Origin of the sequence: Barnesiella sp. CU968 (assembly GCF_905219685.1) — a bacterium.
Lineage (GTDB): Bacteria > Bacteroidota > Bacteroidia > Bacteroidales > Muribaculaceae > Lepagella > Lepagella muris_A.
Window position 1 is genome coordinate 1 of the sequence record NZ_CAJMXD010000178.1, and the last position, 5,871, is coordinate 5,871.

Annotated in this window: 4 protein-coding genes and 1 pseudogene; all 5 read left to right on the forward strand. The window is 44.6% G+C overall.

The features are described 5' to 3' along the window. Window positions 1-366 (forward strand): annotated as a pseudogene (locus JX312_RS08020) (signal recognition particle-docking protein FtsY); the annotation flags it as partial. Window positions 367-408: 42 nt separating this feature from the next. Further along, the gene (gene rimO, locus JX312_RS08025; protein ID WP_204457643.1) at window positions 409-1,707 is read left to right on the forward strand and encodes a 30S ribosomal protein S12 methylthiotransferase RimO; all 1,299 of its coding nucleotides are present in this window, start codon (window positions 409-411) and stop codon (window positions 1,705-1,707) included. Window positions 1,708-1,714: 7 nt separating this feature from the next. Further along, complete coding sequence (locus JX312_RS08030; protein WP_204457644.1) at window positions 1,715-2,725, forward strand: chorismate-binding protein; 1,011 nt, start codon at window positions 1,715-1,717, stop codon at window positions 2,723-2,725. 33 nt (window positions 2,726-2,758) lie between these two features. Next, window positions 2,759-4,801, forward strand: coding sequence for a M13 family metallopeptidase (locus tag JX312_RS08035; protein ID WP_123404659.1), 2,043 nt, complete (start codon window positions 2,759-2,761; stop codon window positions 4,799-4,801). A 72-nt stretch (window positions 4,802-4,873) separates the two neighbouring features. After that, on the forward strand, window positions 4,874-5,761 hold the full coding sequence (locus tag JX312_RS08040) for a head GIN domain-containing protein (RefSeq protein ID WP_172471235.1): 888 nt from the start codon (window positions 4,874-4,876) through the stop codon (window positions 5,759-5,761). The last annotated feature ends 110 nt before the right edge of the window (window positions 5,762-5,871 follow it).

The window sequence follows — 5,871 nt, forward strand, 5'->3', positions numbered from 1 at the left end:
GACGTGGTGATAATAGACACCGCCGGTCGACTCCATAATAAAATCGGGCTGATGAACGAACTCACTAAAATCAAGAACGTAATGCAGCGCGTTGTTCCCGATGCACCTCAGGAAATTCTTCTTGTTCTTGATGGCTCTACTGGTCAGAACGCCTTTGAACAGGCACGCCAGTTTGTAGCTGCTACCAAAGTCAACAATCTTGCCATAACCAAACTTGACGGCACATCAAAAGGTGGTGTCGTAATTGGCATCAGCGACCAGTTCAAAATTCCTGTGAAATATATCGGTCTTGGCGAGGGTAAGGAAGACATACAGATTTTCCACGCCAAGGAATTTGTCAAGACTCTTTTCGGAGAAGCGATATAATATTATACATATCCGCCTCATATTATTTTACTGCATCGTGTCATGAAAAAAAATAGAATCGACATAATAACAATGGGATGCTCCAAAAATCTCATAGATTCGGAGCGCATAATCCGCAGACTGCACGCGAAAGGATATGATGCCGTGCATGACTCCGGCAATCCTGAGGGGGAATATGTTGTTGTAAACACCTGCGGATTTATTGCAGATGCAAAAGAGGAATCCATTGAGATGCTTCTTGACCTTGCAAAACTTAAACAAGAGGGAAAAATCGGGAAAATTGTCGCAATGGGTTGTCTTACCCAAAGATATCGGGAAGAGCTTACGACTGAGTTGCCCGAAATAGATATCATGCTGGGTAAGTTTGATTGGGGAAACTTTATTGACTCACTACCCGATCTTAAAGATACGGCAAAACCGAAGCAATGGGAAAGAGAACTGACGACACCTCCGCATTCCGCATATCTTAAGATTTCGGAAGGTTGCAACAGGTTTTGCGCATTTTGCGCGATCCCGCTGATAACCGGACGCCACACTTCAAGGACCATTGAGGAAATATTGGAAGAAACAGAGTCGCTTGTTGCTAAGGGTGTCAAGGAATTTAATGTTATAGCGCAAGACCTTTCGTCTTATGGCATTGACATTTACGGAAGCCACAAGCTTGCAGAACTCATCGATAGGATGGCTGGTATCAAGGGAGTGGAATGGATCCGTCTGCATTACGCATATCCTGCGGACTTTCCGTTTGATATTCTTGATGTAATGGCACGACATGAAAATGTATGCAAATATATCGACATAGCCCTCCAGCATGTTTCAGACAAGGTGCTGAACAATATGCGCCGACATATTACAAAAGAAGAGACAATATCGCTTATTGCAGAAATGCGCAAACGCGTGCCCGATATAAAAATAAGGACAACTCTAATGGTCGGGTTTCCCGGTGAAGGTGAAGAGGAATTTCAGGAACTGCTCGATTTTGTTCGTACACAGAAATTCGACCGTATGGGAGCGTTCGCTTATTCGGAAGAAGATGACACTTGGGCGGCAAAGAATCTAAAGGACCTGATTCCGGAAGAAACAAAGCAAAAAAGACTCGACCTTCTGATGGAGGCACAGATGACTATTTATGAAGAAAAAAATGCTGAGATGTATGGCAAAGAAGTCACTTTACTTGTAGACGAGACAGAGGGTGATACAAGGATATGTCGTTCGCAGTGGGACAGCCCGGAAGTTGACATGAACTATTATGTAAAAGGCTCGGATGCAAAACCGGGAGACTTCATTCGCGCCCGTATCACAGGAGACCAGTTATACGACTTTGAGGCAGACGCAATCTGACAGTGTTATGTTCAACAGCTTTTGCGCATATCGCTTTCCCGATGAAAATAAGATTCAATTGTTCAAGGGGAACCTGACCGAGGGCATTTGTGAAGGATTTGTCATAGCGCCTTTTGATTTGTCTGAGCACAATCCTGTTTCCATCGTTTCTCTTCATGAATGCGATTGGTCTGAATTGTCAGGTATCATACAATTCTGTGATGATTCGGCTTCTTTATTTGAGTTTCCTCATGAATCCACAACAAGAAAACAGCACAAAAAGGAAGTAGAGTCGATTATAGAGGAGCTTGACGGTAATCCCGAGAAAAAAACAATTGCGGCAAAAGTAATTTTAAGAAATCAGTCAATAGATCTGCCGGAGACATTTGTCAGACTTTGCAAAGAGTTTCCATCATCATTTATTTTTGCTTTTCACACACCCGTCACCGGAGGATGGATTGGCGCCTCTCCTGAATTGCTGCTTGACTGCGACCAAGGCATATTGCACACATATGCACTGGCGGGCACAAGACCTGCCGATTCAGAAGGAGACTGGGATAAGAAAAATATCAACGAACAGAGGATAGTGGAACGCTACATCTCACGTTGCTTCGAAAAATGGGGATTAAAACCGGAATGTTCACCTACAGCCACATGCAAAGCCGGAAAAGTGGAGCATCTTCTGACCAGAATATGTGCCGATACATCCGAACGTATCACAGATCTGCTTTTATTCCTCAAAGATCTCTCTCCCACCCCAGCTCTGTGCGGACTACCCAAAGAGGAGTCTAAAGAGCGTATCAACCGTCTGGAAAATTTCAACCGTGGTTATTATGGAGGTTTCTGCGGACCGTTCAAAAGTCCGTCACGATTCTCATTTTATGTCAACCTGCGTTCTGTCAGGTTTGATAAAACACGCTGGTGTATGTTCGCAGGCGGAGGAATCACACCTGCATCAGACCCCGACGCCGAATGGATCGAGACGGAACGTAAAGCGGCGGGAATTATAAAAAATCTGCAATTCGTGTCACAGTTATAACATTAAACAGTATTATTAATATCAGAGATAAGTATGAGACTAAAAACAATTTTAACATGCGCATTCTTGGGAGCCGCTCTAACAGGAGCGGCTGCTCAAGAGCATCTGAAGAGTCTTGATGCCAAAGGTATCGACACCTCGATATCTCCCAAAAAAGACTTTTACAATCACGTGAACAAGAAATGGACAGAGGCACACCCTCTTTCTGCTGAATATTCACGTTACGGACAATTTAACATACTCAACGATTCAAGCAACAACCGCGTTCGCAGAATCGTAACCGGACTCGCCGCCACAAAACCGGCACCTGGCACTGATGCATTCAAGATCGCAACACTTTATGAAGCAGGCATGGATTCCATCCGTCGAAACAAACTTGGAGCCGAACCCATCAAGGCTGATCTTGCAAAAATTGAAAATACTACCGCAGACGGAATGGAAGATCTCTTCCTATGGATGCATAAGAACTATGGCTCGCCTTTGGTCGGTGCCGGTCCGATGGAAGATCTTGCTAACAGCCAGGTCTATGCGATGTATGTGACTGCCCCGAGTCTCGGACTTGGAGACCGCGATTATTATCTTCTCAATGACAAAAGAAACAAAGATGTTCGTGCAGCCTACACAAAACTGATAGAGAAAGATATGCAGCTTGCAGGCTATTCAAAAAAAGACTCCAAAAGAATAGCAGCGAACGTTCTTAAGATAGAGACTCTTCTCGCTGATTCAACCTGGACACGCGAACAAAGCCGCAATATCCCGGCTATGTATAATCCCCGTTCTTTCTCTCAGCTTAAAGAGCAGTATCCCGCATTCCCATGGGATCGCTTCTTTATCGAGACAATGGGCATAAAAGCACCTGAGACTCTCATTGTCGCTAACCCCAACACAGTCCTTCAGGGTAATAAACTCATGCAGTCTCTTTCAGACCGTGAAAAGAAAGACCTTTATCTGTGGGAATACGTAAGTGCCGCATCCCCATACCTGAGTGATGATTTCGCCAATGCGTCTTTCGAGTTCCAGAAAGTATTCAGTGGTGTTCAGAAACAGCATCCCCGCTGGAAAAAGGCACTCGGAACCACCGAAGGCATTATGGGTGAAGGAATAGGTAAACTATATGTGGAGCAATATTTTCCTGAAAGTTCAAAAATCTATATGGAAGGACTTGTGGAGAATCTCCGTAACGCACTTGGCAAACACATCATCCATCTCCCCTGGATGAGCGATGACACAAAAGTTCAGGCACTGAAGAAACTCAACGCTATAACTGTGAAAATCGGGTATCCCGACAAATGGAAAGACTATTCAAAACTGAACGTTGATCCATCACTCTCGTATTGGGAAAATGTTCATAATGCCAACCAGTGGGCACAAGACCGTTATCTTGAAAAATGGGGTAAACCGGTTGACCGCACGGAATGGGGCATGACACCTCAGACGATAAATGCTTATTACAATCCTTTGAATAACGAGATTGTATTTCCCGCAGGAATCCTGCAGGCACCTTTCTATGATCCGGCTTCAAGCGATGCCGAAAACTACGGTGGCATTGGAGTTGTCATAGGTCATGAACTGACACACGGCTTTGATGACCAAGGATGTAATTTCGATGCGAACGGCAATATGGTAAACTGGTGGACTCCGGAAGACGCGCAGGCATTCGCCGGTCTTACCCAAGGACTCGTAAAGCAGTTTGACGCAGTGGAGGTTCTCCCAGGTCTCAATGCAAACGGTTCATACACACTTGGCGAGAACATTGCAGACCAGGGTGGACTGCGCGTTGCAAGAACAGCCTTCCTTGATTCTCAGAAAAAGAAAGGCGTCGATGTCACTTCTGCCAATGCCAAAATAGATGGTTTTGATCCTATGCAGGTTTTCTATATGAATTATGCAAACCTTTGGGCTAACAATATCCGTCCGGAAGAAATCAGGTCTCTGACCACCGGTGACCCCCACTCGTTGGGAATCAACCGCGTTAATGTATCGCTCCGCAACATCGCGCCATTCTTAGAGGCATTCGGCATCGTAGAGGGAGATCCGATGTTCCGTCCGGAAAGCGAGCGCGTCATTATCTGGTAAGAATCTGATAATGGTGTTTCCCGGATAAAGAATGATACAGATATGAAAGTTTTTAATTCAATACAATAAATCATGAGAATAATCAAATCAACATTTGTCATGACGATGCTGACCATCGCTATGACAGCATTGTTCGGATGCGTCTCAGTTGACGCCAATGGCAGAGACTTCTTTTCCGGAAGAGAAAGCATTAAGCCGTCAGGCAAGATTGTTTCAAAAACTTTCAAAGTCGCACCTGTCAATTCTATTTCCGTAACCAGCATTGTCGATGTTGTGGTTACACAAGGAAACACTCAGAAAATTGTCGTGAAGGGATCTGACAACCTCATCCCTTATTGTGAAATCAAGAACAATGACGGCAAACTGACAGTCGGCATGACTAAAGAAGCGAGATCCAAATCCTTTCCAAAATGCGATCTTATTGTATATGTCACTGTAAAAGATATCAATAATGTGTCTTCATCAGGCACTGGCGATGTAAAATTCCAAGGGTCAGTCAAATCTCAGATTCTCAGACTATCGGTATCCGGCACAGGAGATGTCTCAGTTCCGGTTTTCAATGGTGACAGACTCAAAGTCAGCATTTCCGGAACCGGAGATGTGTTGATTGGGGGAAATGTAAATAATGCCACGCTTTCAGTGAGTGGTACAGGAGACATCAATGCCAAACTTTCTGAGCTCACCCATCTGAGCGCTTCCGTTTCCGGCACAGGAGACATCGAACTGAAAGGCAAAACATCATCTGCCACGTATTCCGTTTCCGGCACAGGAGAAATTTACGCCCGCAAGATGATTGCAAGAAATGTCGAGGCTACCGCTTCGGGAACCGGAGACATAACATGCTATGCTTCGGATTCATTCACAGGAAGGCGTTCCGGGATTGCAGACATAACATGTTATGGCAAACCAAAAAACAGAAATCTGAAAACAAAGGGGTATTCTTTCCCTGACGAAGACTGAACCGTTGTCATTGTTTGATATAAACATTTAATGAGGGCGGTGTGTCAAAATTGATAAAATTTGACACACCGCCTTTATTTTAGCCGGATGGCGAGGATGCTGTCAGAATG